An 18,347-nucleotide genomic window follows, 5' to 3' on the forward strand; every position below is an offset into this window, starting at 1 on the left:
TGACCGCATCGATACGAACCACGCTACACACCTCTCCATTCACTGGCTCCAATGCAGTTCTCAGCCCGCGTAACCCGGGTTCTGGCTATTGTCATCGTGTTGGCTGTGGCAGAGGGCGGGGTGGTGGGTAAGTTTACTGGTCCTTATTAGTCTAAGCACGAGTAATTACGGTCGAGCCTGATTCCATCGATACCAGTCTCCTGATGCCTTGTGTCGTCTGAATTCGAACCCGTAAACCACATACTGGGATATGTAACTCTATGGTTTGGAAGATGAGACTACAGCAGGTATAGAGGGGCTGTAATGCGCGATGACTGAGGAATTGTGAGGATCAGGTAATCGCCGAATCGGGGGTGGGCGGCCGATTCATGTTGATGGTGTGATTAGAATTCCATTTGAAAGGCATGCTGGAGAGAGCTGTGGCTCAAACCCCGGCTTTCGACCGAACTACTGAGTGCTATCCGATGCCCGTCTGCTTCTGCAACAGTGTGAGCGTGTTCTGTGCCGTCACTATCGGCGAGCGTTCGTATTCGCCCGTCAGAGCGACCTGTATGAGCAGATCGACTGCCCGCCAAATGGAGTACAGCAGACAGGCGAAGGTGAAGTAGAAGAACCGCAGCACGAAGTTTTTCGAGGTGGTTGCAGCCATGAATCGCTTGATCGATTTGTACCCGCTCTCGATCTCCCAGCGGTAACTGTACTCACGAACTGCTCCGGCTGGAGCGTTCGTCAGGAACACTGCATACTGTCCGTAGTCCGTTCGATCTGAGTTCGGGTTGCGCTTGTAGACGAAGGTAGTCTCGTGCCACTCGTTCTTCCCGAGGTGGAGTTTCCGATCGGCAGTGTAGTAGTCCTGACCGCGCCTGAGTAGCCGCTTCGCTTGAGCCTTCTCGCTCGTGTACATCCGCTTGGGAACAACGTATGTTAGTCCTCGCTGGGAGACCGATTCAAGAAGCTGTTGGCTATCGAACTCCCGATCCATCAGCACTCCATCAACGTGGAGCAGACTCTGAGCGCTATCCAGCAGGTCCTCAACGACCTCTTGGCGGGTTTCGCCTTTTCTGACTGGTCGGGCGTCCAGAACTAGTGGAACTGCGTTGCCGACTAACTGGACTGTCGCCCACTGATAGGCGTACTCATCAGTGCTTTCCTTCGTCCCGATGATCTCGTCTTCGTGGCCCTCCCGATCACCAGTGAACGGGTCCTCTTCGGTAATATCGATAGCGACCAGCCCAGCGCGATGAAACGTATCTGTTTCGCTCGATCGATCGACCATCCGCTTCACCGCCTCCCGATACATCTCGCGAATTTCGCTGATAGAGAGGTCGCGTAGATGTGCTCGATGGTTGTGCCCGAGGGGTGTCCGTTCTCGATTAGACTCGTAGAGAAAGCTGTGTGCGCCTTCATTAGCCGCGAGGTTTTCACGAAGCCCGAGATAGGTCTGGAGCTCCCAGAAGGCATTCGTGTGTATCTCACAGCCCTTGGCACGATCCAACGAGAATGCTGGATGAACGATCTCGCTCATCTGCTCTGTAATGTCTTCAGCGCGAGCGAGTCTCTCCTGTTGAGTAGGTGTTTCGTCGTTAGATTGCTCTCTTCGAGACGACCGCTCCGGTGGCTGGCGGGGGACAGAAACGCCGGCCCTATGCGCCTGAATGAGAATCGATCTTGCCGCTGTTTCGATCGTCTCTCTGAGTTCGGGTACGAAACGACGATGCCACGTTCGCCACAGCGTCGACTGGTCAGGCACACTCTCGAAACCGAGGCGCTCTCGAACCGACGAACACCGGTGAAGGTACTCGACGAGCGCGCTCTCGTGCTCCCAGCTGTGGAGTTCTTTCAGCAGGAAGGCACGTACTAACTGCTCCATTTCGTAGTGTGTCGATCCCGAATAGTGGTCGTGGACTTCGAAGTTGACGTACGCCAGCGGGAGACAACACACGAAACTCTCGACCGATTCGTGAGCATCGTGCTCGAACCAAACTCTTGTGACCGTTCGGATATCTTCTTCGAGTCCCTCGAGCGAACTCCGGTTGTACAGCGGAGTTGAATTGTAAGCAGGCCACTCACGGTAGGAGCTTGTAGCAATCCCTCGGAAAACCTCGCGCCGAGATGCTTGGGTTGGTGGCATTCTTCCTTCGCTATCTTTGAACCCGAGGGTTACAGGCAAGAAGCAATTTATCAGCGTGAGCGTATTCTCGGCTGTCAACATAGCCGAACGTTCGTGCTCTCCAGTCGATTCAGCCTGAACCAACAAATCGATCGTTCGCCAACTCGAGTATCAGATGTACTGTTCGATGTGTCGACCAACTCGCTCAAGACCTTCTTTGAGCTCGTCCGTGTGGAGGCCGAATCCGATGCGGAAGCGATTCGGATACCCGAAGACATCACCAGGTGCAAGGACCACGCTTTCTTCCTCAAACAGCGTGCGGCAGAACTCTTTCCCGTTATCGAACCCGTCAGGAACGGTTAGGAAGCCGTTGACGCCCGTCGGCTCGAACCAGTCGAGATCGTAGCGGTCAGCGAACTCGGCGACACGCTCGCGGTTTGCCTTCGCGTGAGCGCGATTCGCCTCCAGAATCTCGGATTCTTGCTCGCCGAGTGCTTGCTGTGCGATGTGGTGACCTATGAGTGGCGGTGAAATCGTCGTGTAGTCCTTCCATTTCCGAACCGTATTCGCGACATCCGTATCCGCCACGACCCAGCCGAGACGTGCACCCGCAAGACCGTACGACTTCGACACGCCAGCGGTCGAGATGGCTCGTGGGCCGAGGGATGCTGCTGGTGGGTGTGGGTCGTCGGCCAGCATCCGGTAGATCTCGTCGACGAGGAGATAGGCATCGTTCTCTGCCACGAGGTCATAGAGTGCGTCCATCGTCTCCGGATCAAGGTACTTCCCCGTCGGATTACTTGGGTTCGTGAGGACCACAAGTTGCGTCTCCGGCTGTATCGCCTCCGCTACGGCATCGACCGGGAGTTCCCAGTTTGGAGGCTCAGAAGGGACGGAGGTCACATCCCCGATTGCAGCGGGTACGCTCTTGAGAGACTGATACGTCGGTGAGATAACGACGCTGTGGTCGTCCTCGCTCAGGAGTGACATGAACGTGAGATAGTCCGCCTCCTGTGTCCCACACGTGAGAACGACCTCTTCCGGACTACGACTGTAACGCTCGGCGATCTTCGCCCGGAACTCTGGTGAGCCGTCAGTCGGAATAACGTAACCGAGCTCTCCTACATTGAGATCGAAGCGGTCAGCAGGAAGACTCCGGACACCGCTTTCAGCCAGCATCAGGTCAGCATCTGACTCGTATTCGTCAAGCCAGCGTTCGAGTTCAAAAGGCGGGAGTTCCATACGACGCTATCCGCATCGCAGAATCATATATGCACTGTGTTAGCCGACGCGATGTCGTCATCTCTCCATATATGGCAACCAGTACGAACTGCGCTCGCCGTGAAAAGGCGGGAGTATTCGACGAAGAAGAGGCCACCACTAACGACGGCGGACGCGCAACGCTTGCCGAGGGCGTCTGGGTGGCGTGCCGGTGAGAACCAAGCTGATGAGACAACACTTAATCACACCTATTCATGAAAGTAGTATAATGCGCTTCACTCGTCACACTGCGAATAGAGCCACGCTGACGAATGTAACTGTGTGGGGGCGACCATGACTGATCGCTCCCTCCCGGAGGATATCGTCGGAGCCGATCGGACGTCTGGCGTCGCCGAGTCGGTGATCCGCGAAATGACGCGGGAAGCATTGCAGCAGGACGCGATCAACCTCTCGCAGGGCATCCCCGACGCGGGCGAGACACCAGACACAGTCGAGAAAGCCGCCAAAAACGCAATCAGTACCGAGAGCCAGTACACGATCACGTGGGGGCTACCGGACCTCAGGGACGCGGTTTCGGAGCAGTACGCGGAGTGGAAAAGCGTCGAGTACGACCCCGAGACCGAGGTAACGATCACGACTGGCACCAGCGAAGCGATCATGTCGACGATGCTCGCCCTTGCTGAGAAGGGTGACGAAGTGATCTACTTCGAGCCGGTCTACGAGAGTTATATTCCGGCCAGTCAGTTCGCCGGCGCGACGGCTATCCCACTCGACATCACGGACAGCCTCGAACTCGACTACAATCGACTCGAAGCGGCGGCCGAAGATGCCCGGATTCTCGTCCTCAACACGCCGATGAATCCGACTGGGAAAGTCTTCACTCGGGAAGAACTCAAGCGCATCGAGGATATCGTCTTCGAACACGACCTGATCCTGCTCACTGACGAGATCTACGAGCACATCGTCTACGATGAGAACTACCTCAGCCCTATTGAGGTCGGTGACCTCGCCGACCGAACGGTTGTCTGCACCGGGATGTCGAAGACGTTCAGCGTCACCGGCTGGCGCGTCGGCTTCTGTCTCGCGCCGGAGTATCTCTCGAAGGAGCTTCGGAAAGTCCACGACTACGCGACGATCTGCGCGCCGACACCGTTCCAGCGAGCGGGCGTCGAGGCGCTTTCGCTCCCCGACTCCTACTACACGGACCTCGCGGACGCCTATGAGAGTCGGCGTGACCGGCTCTACGAGGGGCTATGCGAGGCGGGTCTCGATCCCATCAAACCCGACGGTGCCTACTACATGATGACACGCTATCCGACCAACGAGAACGATATCGAGTTCTGCTACCGACTCATCCGTGAAGCGGGCGTCGCCGCTGTGCCCGGCAGCAGTTTCTACACTGACCCGGACGCCGAGGCAGACTGGATCCGGTTCACGTTCTCGCGAAACGAATCGACCCTTGATGAAGCGATAGAGCGCCTGTGTGAGAATCGCTGGTGGTAATGACCTGCGAAAGACCGTCTCAACAGTCCGGTGCCTGCGCTACCGACTTCGTTGTGTGCTTAGCCCGTTGACATCGAGGAAACCGGACTGTATCAATCAAGACTCACAACCATCTTCCGGCGAAATAGTGGCCCTATGCATTGAGAGTGCTAGTCTCAACTTCCGCTATGGTTTGGAAGATGAGACTACACCAAGCATAGAGGGGCTGCGATGCACGATCTCTGAGGAATAGAGAGATTGAATGACTATCGAATAAAAATTGAGTGGCCGAATCAAGTTGCTTATTTGACTGGAATCGTAACTGAAAGACCTGCTGAATAGAGCCATGGCTCAGGCCTGCTGCTTTCGACCCAACTACTGGATGACTACCCAACGCTTGTTCGCTTTTGCAACAGCGTCAGTGCGTTCTGAGCAGTCATTATCGGCGCGTGTCCGTATTCATCAGTCAGAGCAACCTATACGAGGAGGTCGACTGCACGCCAGATCGAATTGTTTTCTGTGATGGAATAGTGAGTGCGAAGTAAAATGATTGGGACATAAAATAGTAGTTTCTACCTATTGTAAAGCATCCACAATCAGTGGAGCAAAACCAAATAAAATTGCTGTATTTTACGTTGTTAGCAGCGCACAGATCTAACTCAATCCTACCAATAACAATTATATGACTATTCTGAGATAGCGACTGACCTATCAGTCTTGGCGGCTTCGTGAATTGCTCTTACAATTTTGAGGTCAAAGAGGCCGTGTTCGCCATCAGGTTTGATTGGAGTGCTGGTGAGGAGGCGATCGGCGAAGTAATCGAACTCCTCGCGCATCTCCTCGACGGCCCCGAACTCCTCGCGGTCGAAGTCGAGCGACTGGTCGCCGCGCCTGACGTGGAGACGACAGGTTCCGGGGAAGGCGGGTCGGATCTCGACCTGTCCCTCGGTGCCGGTGATCGTGAGTTGGGAGTCGGTCTGGCCGTTCTGGGTGGCGGTCGAGACCATCTCGATGCCGTCGAAGTCAAGCATGAACGCGGCGCGCTCGTCGTCGAGTCCCTCGAAGTCCTCGTGTTCGGTCGCCAATATCGACTGGACGGCGACCGGATCGCGGTCGAGGAGGTAGCGCGCGGTGTTGATCGAGTAGATCCCTAAATCCATCACGGAGGTACCATATCCGGTGAGGTCGGGGGTAAGACGCCACTGGTTGGGGTCGGGGATCATTTCGAGCAGCGGCTGGGAGTTGTGGCCGTAGACGGTCATCGGCTCGCCGACGAAGCCCGATTCGACGAGTTCGCGGGCGCGCCTGACCGCAGGTTCGGTCTGCATTCGGTAGGCGATCATCAGCGGGACACCCCCGTGCTCGCAGGCCTCGACCATCCGTTCGGCGCGCTCGACGCTGGCTTCCATTGGTTTCTCGCAGATGATGCCCTTGTCGAGTTCGGCGGCCGCCTCGACGTACTCTAAGTGGTAGGCGTTCGGGGTACAGACGTAAACCGCGTCGTAATGCTCGCTCGCTTCGCCATCTTTGAAGTCGTCGTTGGTGATCCCTCGGGAGACATCGTTCTCCTCGGCGACCTGCTCGGCCTTCTCGGTCGAACTACTGACTAACACTGTGGTCTCACCGAACTCCGAGTCGGCAATCGCGGGCATTGCGACCTCGGTTGTCCACCAGCCAAGACCGACTAGGGCGTAGCGGACAGTCCCTTCAGTTGTCGTCTGCCAGTCACGGTCCTCGTAATCATCAAACCAGTCTACGAATGACACGAAGAAATAACATCCGTCGCTCGACAAAAGAGTTCGTGATATTGAACAGCCATGCCGCCCTCTTCGGCGACAGATGATGAGTTCTTTACTAGCTGAGTTTATTACACATTCAGCTTGATAGTCGCTTCGTCTCAGTATAACTAGTGCGTGTCTTCCATAAAGATAGCTTCGATTCGTATTTAACCCTCTCCGATGAACACTTCACCGACGATGGTCGACTACACACAGCTCAGCGACCCGAACGCCGAGTACACGATGCGGGACCTCTCGGGCGACTCGATGGGGATCAAGAACGACGCCTCGATCCGTGACGCCAAGATTACCGACGTCCAGACCGCGATGGTCGACGGCAACTACCCGTGGGTGCTCGTGCGGGTCTACACCGACGCGGGCGTCGTCGGTACAGGCGAGGCCTACTGGGGCGGGGGCGAGACCGCGGTCATCGAGCGAATGCGACCGTTCCTGATCGGCGAGAACCCGCTCGACATCGACCGGCTCTACGAACACCTCATCCAGAAGATGTCGGGCGAGGGCTCGATCGCCGGCAAGGCGATCTCCTCGATCTCGGGGATCGAAATCGCGCTTCACGACCTCGCGGGCAAACTCCTCGGGATCCCGGCCTACCAGCTCCTCGGCGGGAAGTACCGTGACGAAGTCAGGGTCTACTGTGACTGTCACGCCGGCAACGAGGCCGAACCCGCCTCGAACGCCGAGGAAGCCGAACGCGTCGTCGACGAACTCGGCTACGATGCCATCAAGTTCGACCTCGACGTCCCCTCGGGCGACGAGAAAGATCGCGCGAACCGTCACCTCTCGCCGCGCGACATCAAGCACAAAGAGGCGATCGTTCGCGAAGTTCTCGAACGAGTCGGCGACCGTGCCGAGGTGGCGTTCGACTGCCACTGGTCGTACACCGCCGACGGGGCGAAACGCCTCTCTTACGCGCTCGAAGAGTACCCGATTTGGTGGCTCGAAGACCCCGTCCCGCCGGAGAACCACGACGTCCAGCGGACAGTCACGCAGGCCACCACGACGCCGGTCGCAACGGGCGAGAACGTCTACCGGACCCACGGGAGCCGCCATCTGATCGAGAACGAGGCGGTCGACATCCTCACGCCCGACATTCCACGCGTGGGTGGGATGCGCGAGGGGATGAAGATCGGGAACATGGCCGACGACTACTACATCCCGCTCGCGATGCACAACGTTTCCTCGCCGATCGGGACGATGGCGAGCGCGCAGGTCGGGGCCGCGATCCCGAACATGCTCGCAGTTGAGTACCACTCCTACCAGCTCGGCTGGTGGAGCGATCTGGTCGAAGAGTCGGTGCTCGGGGCGGGTCGACTCCCGATCCCCGACGAGCCCGGGCTGGGACTTACGCTCGACCTCGATGCCGTCGGCGACCACCTCGTCGCGGGTGAGACCCTCTTCGCTTAATGGTAACTCTGGTCATTCGGTTGCGCGGCTCTATTGTAGTGAGTGTGACCATCGAGAGATCGAGCATCCCACGTCGGGATGTTACGAGTGCTGGTCGAAGCTCGGCTTGCGCTTACGTCGGATATAACTCTACAGTCGCATAGCCTGACACTTGCTGGCATTGAAATCGTTGACGAATGTGGTCCACAGATCAGTGATGAACGATAGCGCGAATTCCTCAGGACCTACGAGCATACGCTGGCTTGGAATATCGATGAAGAGGAGTTCTCGACAATCGTCGAGGAAGACGTTTTCATAGAACGACAGGGAACGGGATACGGCTGGCATCACAACCTTGACTCCTACCAGCCTCACATCGACAAGGTCATGATTACGCTCAAGGAAGCGGACCAGAAGGGAGCTCATCCCTGTCCACGATGCTTCCCCGAGAGCGACTATGGAACCGGTTCGACGTCACTGATATGCTTGGTAGAACCACGAGATACATCCAAAGAGTTCCAGAGAAAGACAGCAGGTGACTACGAACGACACCGACGATGAACGTATGACCGAGAGCAAGAGTTGCCATCTACTCGGAACGAAAGATGCTTACCGACCACCACGTCGGTACCGCTCAGGTCGATAATCCAACTAATGTTCCTTAGATCTGTGTGAACGGGATTTCTGCGAGTGACGTGCTACTGTACGCGAGCGCGTCGGCTTGGTCAACATCGGATGGTGTGAGAAGGTCAATGATCCGAGGGGCGTTCTCGACCGCGCCCTCCTTCGCCCCGCCGAACACGTACTGTTCGGCCTCGATCCCGATGGGTCGGAAGGTTCCGGTGTCCTCGGACCCGACTATCGGCACGACTTCGAGGCTCGAGCTATCCAGCCCGCTGAGTTGGGATTTCTGGACCCGGACGGTGACGGTGTTGCTCGCGAAGTCGACGAACGTCTCCGGCGTCCCGAGGGTCGTCCCGTCCGCGTCGGTCACGCCGGTCTCGAACCCGCTCGCGCCGATCCGGTACTGCCACGGGGCCTCGAACTCGGCGGTCACGCCGAGGTCGTCGAGCGTCGTCGTGCGACCGCCGGAGAGCGCGGGATCGCGGAGGTAGACGACGAAGTAGTGCGGCGAGAACGACCCGCCGAACGTGTCGTAGAGGTTCGCCACCTCGAACGAGAACAGGTACTCGGTGTCCGTCTCGAAGACCCCGAACGACCGGAGGTCGAACGCTCCCTCCTCGAACGCCCCGTTCGTCGGGTAGACGTACGCGCCCGGCCCGGCGTCGTCGCCCGACGGGTCGCTGAACGTCGCGATTTCCTCGCCGGGCGCGACCGTCACGGTACCCGACGCGAGGACCGACCCGTCCGAATCACGGACCACGACGTCGTACTCGCCCGCGGTGCTGAGGGAGTAGCCAAGCGCGATCGTCTCGTCCGTCGAATTCGGTGGCAGACGAACGATGTCGGTGGCTTCGACGTCGCCATCCACCTCGATCTCGACTATCGTTCCGCCGACGAACGCCGCGTCGTTCGACCCCGTCGCCGAGATGAACGACTCCCCGAACTGCGCCTCGCTCCCTATCGAGACGTCGATCTCCTGTTCGGGGTACTCGTACTCCGGCAGGTCACGGATCTCCTCGCCGCGCGCCCGGCGGAACCTGACGGCCGTCCCGCCGCTCTGCGCCATCGACGCGAGCAGTGTCGTCCGCGGCGTGACGATCGCCCCGTCGATCCGGACCGCCGTCGGGTTCGTATCGACCCCGGCCCCGACGTCGTCCGAATAGATCTCCGCGACGTACTTCGGGCCGTTGGGGGGACGGCCACGCTCGCCTTTCCCTCCTTTTCGTCCGTTGTTGCCGTGCTTTCCCTTTCCGCGACCCCGTCCTCGGCCCTTTCCGTTCCCCGGATGGTCGTCATCGCCGTCGCCCGACCGGCCGGGTGCGAGGAAGTCGAGCGGCACGTCGACCGCGCGGCCGTTCTCGTCGGTCATCGCGCCGAGATACCACTCCTCGTCCTTCTTCCGGGCGGTGACGATGTAGTCGGCGACCGCCGAATCGACGACGCGCGTCTCGTCCCAGCCGGCGGCAGGAACGTCCTCGATGAACGCGAACTCGGGCTTCGTCTCGAAGTTCTCGTTCTCCGGCGTGTAGCCCTCGTACGCTGCCGGGACGGGCGAGTCGGCACCCGCTTCGCTCACCGCGACCGTGTTGAGGTTGAACCCGCCGACGTCGCCGGTGAACTCCCCATCCGAATCCTCGTAGTTGAGTTCGAGCGCGACCGTATTCTCGCCTTCGTCCAGATCGACCGTCGTCGTGAACACGTCCCACTCGTCCCAGTAGTCGGTGAACGAGGGGCTGATGGTCGTTGCCGAACCGTTGACGCGCAGTGTGGCCTGGGTTTTTCCAGCGTCGACTACTTGGCTCGCGTTCTGTTCCGCGTCGGCCGCGTACCGGAGGTGGAGGTCGTACTGGCCGGCAGTTTCGACGTCTTTCACGACGAACTCGACGGAGGACCCCGACGGGGATTGTGAAGGATCCAGCGGGACGAAGTGCGCGCCGAAGGCGTTTCGCCAGTCGTTGAGGGTGATGAGTCCGTCGAGTTCTCCCGAGGGGGCCTGAACCAGTTGCCCGACTTCGAGTTCGTTGTTAACGTAGGCCTCGATGCGGTCGGCGGCCATCTGGAGCCCGCCGAGGTAGTTCGGGTACATCGCGAGCTGTTTGGCTCGTGTCGTCTGGATCTGACCGCCGCGGTTGTCGTTGAACGTGATGTCGAAGATCCCTGGCTGATAGCTCGTCGGTCCTGCGAGCATTCGAGTGAACGGCAGCGTGACGTGGTGATCGCGGTCGACGTCTGAGCCGAGGTAGGTGAAGCCGTCGTACTCCTGGGCCTTCACCACCTCGCGGGCGGCAACGTTCGGGTAGGTTCTGATCTCGCCGGTTGGCTTGATTCCCTCGTGGATCTCAAGCAGCTGGCGGTTCGCCGCCGCATTCCGGATGACCAACCTGTGATGATTGACCGCGAGCTGGTTGTGCTGGTTGTGCGTCGGTTCGGAGCCATCGCCGTCGATACCGAGTCCCGGGTCAGAGACATAGCCATTCTTTATCGAGCGGATCCCGACCTCTTCATACTGCTTGAAGATGTCGTCGTTTAGGATCTCTTCTTCATAGTTCGGGACGTTGCCCGCCGTCTCGTTGTGGATTGTCATCTCTACCTCCTCGTCGAGACTCTGGCCGAACGACGTGACCTCTCGGACGTCGAAGTCGGGATAGGAATCGTCAACACCGAACTCGAAGCCGAGGCCGTTTCCGGGATAGGTGTCCCAGCCCTCGTTCCAACCTTCCGCGAGCACACTGTCGATCCCGTTCTCGCTCGCGAAGGTCATGTAGCGTTTCATCCGCTCGGTCCGCGCGCCGTGGATGTAGCTCGCGGCTTCCTCCCGCGAATCGAACGCGTCGTCGGGCCGGTACTCCCAGTTGTTCCCGCCGGCGATCATTATCCACCAGATACCGACGTACTTTCGCGGGGTGATCCAATCGGTATCGACGTCGCCGTCGACGGTGGGAAACGCCGATTCGTCGAGCGGGTCGCTCAGAAGCGGAACGAGCTGTGATTCGACGAGCGCGCCTGGGGTCGGGCCGATCTGTACTGTGCGCCATGGCGTGACACTTGGGGGTTCAAGCGAAACCTTCGTTCGGTCGGGTAGCGGTGTAAGCTCAATGCTGAAGTCAGTGTCGCCGGCGTCGGAACGCGGCGCGATGGTCGCTGCCGCGTAGTCATCGAGATTCGACTCGTGGACGGTCATGTAGACGTCGTCATCTGTCCGCATAGTTAGCGGAGTGTGTGCCCCGTTGCGGAGCAGTGTATCCGTGGGTCGGGTCTCGCGGGTTCCACCCGGAATCGCACTGAGCGGTGTTTGCTCGTATTCTTGTTCGAATCGGGGATTCGTGACTTCATTGCGCATCCACCATGCGGTATAGTCCCCGGCGAAGTCGAACTGGGTGTTCTCCGAGGTGATTACCGCACGGTCACTGTTGCTAGCGAAGTCTTCACTGAGGGCGAATCTGAATCCAACGCCGTCGTTGAAGACGCGGAATTCCGCGTTAGCCGTTCGCCCCGGATCGTCGGTTTCAGCCAATCCGAGTACGAGTGAAGTATACTCGGCGGAAACGCTCTCAAACTCGCCCCAGACAGGATCCCATGTTTCAGTTTCTGATTGTCGTTCGGCACCAGTAACCTCAATCGCTGTTCCAGATGTTCCCGCTGATGAGGCACCGAACGCTGACTGGTTCTGAAAGTCGAATCCAAGCGACGACGTATCGATGTAGGTTCTCCCGTCGAACGCCATTGCGTACGTCAACTGGCCGTCGACGAGGTCCACTGTCACTTCAATGCTTCCGTCCGGGGACGCAATTGTGTGCACGTCACCGTCGTCGTCGTTCTCGATTTTGTTGGCAACAGCTTTTGGTACGCCTGCCGTGTACGCTGCGGCGGCTATCAGCCCGCTTACTCCACCTACGAAATTTCGCCGGTCGATTACCGTGTTATTTGGTCCGTCCTTCTCTGCACCGACTTCCTCTTTATTGCCTAACTCGTCCGGCATATGCCACCAATAACAGACCATGTACATAATATTTTCTGTAGTACCCCATTGCACTGTGAACAAACCAGAGCTTAGCTGAACTCAGATCTTGACATCGATAAGACGGCTTGTAAGCATTGGAGCGGTTGCCTAACCGATTGTGCGCGTTGAAATCCTATTTTTGAGTCATAATCGTCATCATTAGAAAGATATATGTAAATAGATAATCACGCAACATACGGACTCGCATGGTTGATGATAGAACCAGCTCACGGACGAGCACAAACAGACGCATCGAAAGACGACGGTTCCTTCAGATAGCAACTGTTGCAAGTACAGCCGGCATGGCGGGGCTCGCCGGTTGTACTGGAGGAAGCGACAGTAGCGGAAGCGGTAACGGAAGCAACGGAAGCGGGGGTAGTGGGGGGAACAACGGCAGTGGCGGTAGCGGCGAGAACAATAGCAGCGGCAACGGCGGCGGCAGCGGGGAGACGCTCACCGTGCTCCACGGCTGGACCGGCGGTGACGGCAAGAAGGCTGCCAACAGCCTCATCAAGGCGTTCAAAGACGAACACCCCAACGTCAACACCGACTTCCAAGCGATCGGCGGCGGCGGGAACACCAACCTCGATACGACGATCTCGAACCGGGCACAGAACGAGAACCTCCCGAGTTCCTGGGCGGACTGGCCCGGCAAGAACCTCATTCAGTTCACCGAGGCTGGTTTGCTGGGGGACATCGGGAGCGACGTCTGGACCCAGGACCTCCGACAGAACTTCTCGGCGGAGGCCAAGACCTACTCCCAGGTCGGTGAGGATCCCGATTCGATCGGTGACGGTCCCTACGTGGCGGTCCCGCTCGGCACCCACCGGATGAACGACCTCTTCTACAACGTTTCGGTCGTCGAGGAGGCCGGGGTCGACCCGAGTTCGTTCTCGAAGCCACAGGACCTCATCCCGGCGTTCAAGAAAATCCAGAACAACACCGACGCCGTGCCGTTCGCGAAGGGCCTCCAGGCTCCGTTCACCACCCTCCAGCTCTGGGAGGTCGTGATGCAGGGGCAGGCGGGTTACCAGTCGTTCATGGACTATGTCAACGGTGAGGGGAACGAGGACGACGTCCGCTCCGCCCTCGAAACGGTCCAGCAGTACTACAACTACATCAACGACGACGCCTCCTCGATCAGCTTCACCGAGGCGAACGAACTCATCATGAGTGGCGACGCCGCCTTCATGCACAACGGCAACTGGGTCGCTGGTGCCTACCGGAACAAACAGAACTTCAACTACGGTGACGACTGGGACAACGTCTCCTTCCCGGGCACCGACAACATGTACGGGATGCACCTCGATTCGTTCCCGTTCCCGGCTGGCGGCTCCGACGTCGCCAAGACCTGGCTCTCGTTCGTGGGCACCAATAAGGCCCAAGTCGCGTTCAATCAGTATAAGGGATCGATCCCGCCACGGACGGACGCGCCAACCGACCAGTTCGACGCGTATCTCACCGAGACGATCGAGGATTACGGCAACGTTGAGAACAAGCCCCCGACGATCGCCCACGGGCTGGCGGTCACCCCCGACGTCCACAGCGACATCGACGGCGTGATCACCAACGACTTCCTCGGCTCTGGCAACCTCGACAACGCCACTCAGGGGATGCTCGACGCCACCTCGAACTAACGTGTCCCGACTCAACGACATGATCGACGCCGCTCGTCGACGGGGCGAGCGGTGGCGCGGCAACGATGACGTCGCGACGGACGGCGGCACCGTTACCCGGTCGTCGAGCGGCTTCGGCGGCTGGCTTCAATCGCGAGGTCGTAGCGATTTCCTCGGTTCGCTGCCGTTCTGGCTCCCGCCGTTCCTGTTGATGGGGCTGTTCGTCTACGGCGCGATTGGTTGGAACTTCCTGATCTCGCTAACGGACGCCGAGGGCTACGGCGACCCCGAGTACGCGGTCTTGAACCTCCAGCAGTACGCTGAGTTGATCCAGGACCCCGCTTTCATCGACGCCACCCGGAACACCGTCGTGTTGCTGGTCGGCTTTACCACGATCAGCGTGGCGGTCGGCCTCGTACTCGCCATCCTGCTTGACCGAGCGTGGCGCTTTCGGGACGGTTTCCGAACGCTCTACTTGCTACCGTTCAGCCTCTCGTTCGTCGTGACCGCCCAGCTTTGGCTCTGGATGTACAACATCGACAACGGGATCATCAACTCGGTTCTCGGGCTGGTCGGGGTCCGTCCCGATTGGATCGGCAACCCGCAACTGGTGTTGGGAGCGGTGATATTCGCGATGATCTGGCAGTTCAGCGGCTACGCCATGGTCGTCTTCCTCGCGGGGCTCCAGACTATCCCCACCGAGCACTTCGAGGCGGCCCGGATCGACGGCGCGAGCGCGGTCAAGATGTATTGGCGCGTGATCGTCCCACAGCTCCGTGGTTCGCTGATCAGCGCGCTCGTAGTCCTGATGATCGCGGCGCTGAAGGCGTTCGACTTCCTCTACGCGCTGTTCGGCAACTATCGGCCCGCGGCCGGGGCCGACATCCTCGCGACCCTGATGGTTCGTGAGGCCTACTCCGACCAGAACTGGGCGTACGGCTCGGCGATCGCGATCGTGTTGTTCGCGCTCGCGCTCGTCGTGATCGCCCCGTATCTCTACGGTCAGTACCGGAACGGTGAGCTATGATGTTCGAGACGACGATTTCGCAGACGGGGTGTATCGATGACTGACGATCAGGTGATGACCGACGGCGGCGTCGCCAACGCCGGAACGGAATCGAGCACGGATTCGGGCTCGGGCGGTTTCTTCGGCGACGTCGACGGCTGGCGGATCGCACTCTACGCCGTGCTCTCACTGGTCACGATCTACTTCCTTGTGCCGATCGAGGCCGGGATCATGACCTCGTTCAAGACGACGGGGTCGGTCGGGAGTACCGCACCGTATCTCCCGCCCGGTGCCGACGGCTTCACGCTCGAGAACTGGCGCAACGCCATTGATCTGCTCGGACCGAGCATGGTCAACAGCGCGCTGTTGACGATCCCCGCGACGATCCTGTGTGCGGCGCTCGGGTCGATCGCGGCCTACGGGCTCACGCAGTTGAGCTGGCGCGGCCAGTTACCGATCCTGTTGCTGTTTGTGGCGGGCGTGTTCATCCCCTACCAGGCCGTTCTCGTCCCGCTGTCGCAGTTCTGGTCGATGGTCAACCTCGAAAGCCTGCTCTCGCCGCTGTGGGCGCTACCGTTGCTGGAACCGTATCACGCCGACATCATCGAACTGATCGTGACCCACGCAGCCTACGGAGTCCCGATCTGCACGGTGCTCTTCCGAGGCTACTACATGGGGCTGTCGGGCGAGATGATCGAGGCGGCGCGGCTCGATGGCGCGAGCGTCTTCCGGATCTACCGGCGCGTGGTCATGCCGCTGTCGGGACCGATGTTCGCCGTGGTGTTGATCTTCCAGTTCACGCAGATCTGGAACGACCTCCTGTTCGCGCTGATCCTGATCGGTGGGGCGGGCGGGCCCTCCGCGCCCGTCACGCTCTCGCTGGTGGGTATCGGTGCGAGCATGGAGAGCATCAACTTCGGCCTCCGGATGGCCGGTGCGTTCCTCACCGCGCTCCCGACGCTGCTGGTGTTCATCGTCTTCGGCGACCAGTTCGCACAGGGCGTCGCGGGGCAAACATGACCATGACAACCACACACACAAAACAACCGCGTGCAAACGACCTCCAAGGAGAACATAGATGGCGAAACTGACGCTCACGGACGTGACGAAACGGTTCAACGACGGCGGCGACGACATCGTCGCCGTCGACGAAGCCTCGATGGATATCGACGACGGCGAGTTCATCGTCCTCGTCGGTCCCTCGGGCTGTGGGAAGAGCACGACCCTCCGGATGATCGCGGGGCTCGAATCGGTGACCGAGGGAACCATCAGCCTCGACGGTAGGACGATCAACAACCGCAAACCGGCCGACCGCGACATCGCGATGGTGTTCCAGTCCTACGCACTCTACCCGCACATGACCGTGCAAGAGAACATGAGCTTCGGGCTGGAGGAGTCGACCGACCTCCCCGATTCGGAGATCGAAGAGCGCGTCGAGGAGGCGGCCCACATGATGGGTATCGGCGACCTCCTCGACCGCAAACCCGGCGAGCTCTCCGGCGGCCAGCAACAGCGCGTCGCGCTCGGACGCGCGATCGTTCGCGACCCCTCTGTCTTCCTGATGGACGAGCCGCTCTCGAACCTCGACGCCAAACTCCGCGCCCAGATGCGGACCGAACTCCAGCGCATCCAGGAGGACCTGGGGGTCACGACCGTCTACGTCACCCACGACCAGACCGAGGCGATGACGATGGGCGACCGGATCGCGATTCTCAATGACGGGACGCTCCAGCAGGTCGCCACGCCGCTCGAAGCCTACCACGAACCCGCGAACCAGTTCGTGGCGAGTTTCATCGGCGAACCCTCGATGAACTTCTTCGAGACCGAATTCCAAGGCGACCGGCTCATCCACGACAACTTCGAGTACCCGCTCTCGGAGGATGTGCGGAAGAAACTCGACGATTCTACCCACATCACCCTCGGGATCCGCCCCGAGGACATCGAACTCGTCGACACGGCCGAGAACGACCATGACTTCCGAACAGTGGTGGACGTGGTTGAGCCGGTTGGGAGCGGCAACAACGTCTACCTCGCGTTTGAGGGCACCGAGGGCGACACTTCCGAACTCGACCTCAACGAAGCCGATATCGAGTCCGAGTCGCGGACGTTTGTGGCGACCATCGGTGGGCTTCGCCGCGTCAAAGCGGGTCAGCCCACGGTGGCGCGGATCCCCGAAGAGGCTATCCATCTCTTCGATGCCGACACAGGGCGGGCGCTCCGGAATCGGAGCCTCGAAAACGCCGAGCTCGTCGAACCCCAGGTGTAGCGCTCGCGATCCTCTACCGAAGCGATTTTATTTGTTTTAACTGATGTCGCAGATCGACTCCCTGTATCCAGTGGTATCATCTTAGTTAGATGACAAACCCCCACAAAAGCGGAAAATAGGCGAAGGCTTCTCAGCTACCATTGAGCACTATTGTTATTATTTTAACCTCTTGCAAAACAGATGCCGAGAAGCTCGTCGCCGAACCCAATATTCCTGTTAGGCGATTTTGAGGGATCCCAACATATTGCTTAAAGAGTCGCCTCAAGTTGAGAGTCAAGGCTACGCCTTTGACAAAGAAGAGCACATCGAGGGTCTCGATGCAGTTGGTGTTCCTATACTCGATAGTAACGATGTTTTCGGTGCTATTAGTGTAGCGAAACCTGCTCATTGGATGAGCAACGATTCACGAGAGCATGAGATTGCAGACCTCATACTTGGTCTCACAGATGAGATTGAGCTCAACGTCTGTTTCCTCAAGTAGGGGAAGTTTGTAATTCAGAACGAGCTGGTTCTATCTTGTTATTGTTTGCCTCACTAGTTTCTATACAATTACTTTAGATTAGACTTATTCCTTTCGATTTTTTGTATATCCTAATATGTAGAATGGATTAGATCATATACGTCATTGATGGAATAGGATAGCTAAAAGTGTTGTCGGCCACGGCAATTCGGAATCACAGAACAACATGTGGAATTAGATATTCGACCATGTACCAAAACTACTGAGGGTCAGACCGGAATTTTCCATTGTAGCCACTGTCATTACCTATTGGAATGGATTCGATCATATACATCATTGATTGGATAGGATGGCTACAAAGTATTGTCGGCTACAGCAGT

General features: G+C 58.7%; 13 protein-coding genes. 8 read left to right on the forward strand and 5 right to left on the reverse strand.

Annotation, left to right across the window (positions count from 1 at the left end):
* Positions 1-457 precede the first annotated feature (457 nt).
* Positions 458-2,131: a transposase gene (locus GT355_RS17395; RefSeq protein WP_160135776.1), complete on the reverse strand. Its 1,674-nt coding sequence runs from the start codon at positions 2,129-2,131 to the stop codon at positions 458-460.
* 150 nt (positions 2,132-2,281) lie between these two features.
* Positions 2,282-3,352 carry an aminotransferase class I/II-fold pyridoxal phosphate-dependent enzyme gene (locus GT355_RS17400; RefSeq protein ID WP_160135767.1) on the reverse strand — a complete coding sequence of 357 codons (1,071 nt, stop codon included), beginning with the start codon at positions 3,350-3,352 and terminating at the stop codon, positions 2,282-2,284.
* Positions 3,353-3,664: 312 nt separating this feature from the next.
* On the opposite strand from GT355_RS17400, the gene GT355_RS17405 reads away from it, so the two are divergent.
* On the forward strand, positions 3,665-4,834 hold the full coding sequence (locus GT355_RS17405; protein ID WP_160135768.1) for a pyridoxal phosphate-dependent aminotransferase: 1,170 nt from the start codon (positions 3,665-3,667) through the stop codon (positions 4,832-4,834).
* 665 nt (positions 4,835-5,499) lie between these two features.
* Here the strand turns inward: GT355_RS17405 and gfo6 are convergent.
* A complete protein-coding gene (gene gfo6, locus GT355_RS17410; protein WP_160135769.1) occupies positions 5,500-6,579 on the reverse strand; it encodes a D-xylose 1-dehydrogenase Gfo6 in 1,080 nt (359 codons plus the stop codon).
* A gap of 210 nt (positions 6,580-6,789) precedes the next feature.
* Between gfo6 and GT355_RS17415 the strand changes: the two genes are divergently transcribed.
* Entirely contained in the window at positions 6,790-8,016 is a 1,227-nt protein-coding gene (locus GT355_RS17415) for a mandelate racemase/muconate lactonizing enzyme family protein (protein WP_160135770.1), read from the forward strand.
* A gap of 129 nt (positions 8,017-8,145) precedes the next feature.
* Here GT355_RS17415 and GT355_RS17420 read toward each other — a convergent pair whose 3' ends face one another.
* Complete coding sequence (locus GT355_RS17420) at positions 8,146-8,421, reverse strand: hypothetical protein (RefSeq protein ID WP_160135771.1); 276 nt, start codon at positions 8,419-8,421, stop codon at positions 8,146-8,148.
* 235 nt (positions 8,422-8,656) lie between these two features.
* A complete protein-coding gene (locus GT355_RS17425; protein ID WP_275690165.1) occupies positions 8,657-12,496 on the reverse strand; it encodes a glycoside hydrolase family 97 N-terminal domain-containing protein in 3,840 nt (1,279 codons plus the stop codon).
* On the opposite strand from GT355_RS17425, the gene GT355_RS18415 reads away from it, so the two are divergent.
* From GT355_RS18415 to GT355_RS17450, 6 genes are all read left to right on the forward strand, one after another.
* Entirely contained in the window at positions 12,413-12,586 is a 174-nt protein-coding gene (locus GT355_RS18415; RefSeq protein ID WP_240145889.1) for a hypothetical protein, read from the forward strand. The genes GT355_RS17425 and GT355_RS18415 overlap by 84 nt on opposite strands.
* 335 nt (positions 12,587-12,921) lie before the next feature.
* Complete coding sequence (locus GT355_RS17430) at positions 12,922-14,256, forward strand: ABC transporter substrate-binding protein (protein ID WP_160135773.1); 1,335 nt, start codon at positions 12,922-12,924, stop codon at positions 14,254-14,256.
* A gap of 19 nt (positions 14,257-14,275) precedes the next feature.
* Complete coding sequence (locus tag GT355_RS17435) at positions 14,276-15,262, forward strand: carbohydrate ABC transporter permease (RefSeq protein ID WP_160135777.1); 987 nt, start codon at positions 14,276-14,278, stop codon at positions 15,260-15,262.
* Between the two features lie 54 nt (positions 15,263-15,316).
* A complete protein-coding gene (locus GT355_RS17440; protein WP_160135778.1) occupies positions 15,317-16,261 on the forward strand; it encodes a carbohydrate ABC transporter permease in 945 nt (314 codons plus the stop codon).
* Between the two features lie 58 nt (positions 16,262-16,319).
* Complete coding sequence (locus GT355_RS17445; protein WP_160135774.1) at positions 16,320-17,507, forward strand: ABC transporter ATP-binding protein; 1,188 nt, start codon at positions 16,320-16,322, stop codon at positions 17,505-17,507.
* 226 nt (positions 17,508-17,733) lie between these two features.
* Entirely contained in the window at positions 17,734-17,988 is a 255-nt protein-coding gene (locus GT355_RS17450; protein ID WP_160135775.1) for an IclR family transcriptional regulator domain-containing protein, read from the forward strand.
* Positions 17,989-18,347: the final 359 nt, after the last annotated feature.

Origin of the sequence: Halococcus salsus (assembly GCF_009900715.1) — an archaeon.
GTDB classification, from domain to species: domain Archaea; phylum Halobacteriota; class Halobacteria; order Halobacteriales; family Halococcaceae; genus Halococcus; species Halococcus salsus.

Excerpts from the sequence above, each read along its gene's own strand:
- GT355_RS17400 (WP_160135767.1), bottom strand. The coding sequence starts at position 3,352 with ATGGAACTCCCGCCTTTTGAACTCGAACGCTGGCTTGACGAATACGAG.
- GT355_RS17395 (WP_160135776.1), bottom strand. The coding sequence starts at position 2,131 with ATGCCACCAACCCAAGCATCTCGGCGCGAGGTTTTCCGAGGGATTGCT.
- GT355_RS17420 (WP_160135771.1), bottom strand. The coding sequence starts at position 8,421 with ATGAGCTCCCTTCTGGTCCGCTTCCTTGAGCGTAATCATGACCTTGTC.
- GT355_RS17405 (WP_160135768.1), top strand. The coding sequence starts at position 3,665 with ATGACTGATCGCTCCCTCCCGGAGGATATCGTCGGAGCCGATCGGACG.
- GT355_RS17430 (WP_160135773.1), top strand. The coding sequence starts at position 12,922 with ATGGCGGGGCTCGCCGGTTGTACTGGAGGAAGCGACAGTAGCGGAAGC.
- GT355_RS17445 (WP_160135774.1), top strand. The coding sequence starts at position 16,320 with ATGGCGAAACTGACGCTCACGGACGTGACGAAACGGTTCAACGACGGC.
- GT355_RS17435 (WP_160135777.1), top strand. The coding sequence starts at position 14,276 with ATGATCGACGCCGCTCGTCGACGGGGCGAGCGGTGGCGCGGCAACGAT.
- GT355_RS17415 (WP_160135770.1), top strand. The coding sequence starts at position 6,790 with ATGGTCGACTACACACAGCTCAGCGACCCGAACGCCGAGTACACGATG.
- GT355_RS17440 (WP_160135778.1), top strand. The coding sequence starts at position 15,317 with ATGACCGACGGCGGCGTCGCCAACGCCGGAACGGAATCGAGCACGGAT.